The organism is uncultured Polaribacter sp. (assembly GCF_947500975.1).
GTDB lineage: Bacteria > Bacteroidota > Bacteroidia > Flavobacteriales > Flavobacteriaceae > Polaribacter.
In genome coordinates this window covers 1-373 of the sequence record NZ_CANMUE010000068.1, presented here as the reverse complement: position 1 = coordinate 373, position 373 = coordinate 1, and the positions used below count along the sequence as shown (strand labels likewise).

The following is a 373-nucleotide window of genomic DNA, read 5'->3' as shown; positions in this document are numbered from 1 at the left end:
AAAAACAAATTAATTAGCTTCTTAAAAATTGGAATTCTATTCTTTGGAATTTCTCTATTACTATGGAATTGTGAAAATGAAAACAGTTTAAACCAATTCACGAATAATAATTTTACTAACCTAAAGATTACGTCAACTACTTTAGAACAAATTAATTCTAATAAAGATTTAGAAACTACAATTAACTCATTTAAATCTGTTTTAGATATTTCTAAAACGTATAGTAAGTCTTCTAAAAATGAAAATAGTAGTACAATAACTATTCTTACAGACTCTATTGTTAAAATTGAATCTGAATTCTCTACTTCTTATACTTTTAATATTTTAACACCTACAAGTGCCTCTTCTGATTTTGAAAACTTTGTTATTGAAA

General features: G+C 23.3%; 1 pseudogene. It reads left to right on the top strand.

Going from position 1 to position 373, the window contains the following annotated elements:
- Nucleotides 1-373 (top strand): annotated as a pseudogene (locus tag Q0733_RS13040) (hypothetical protein); the annotation flags it as partial.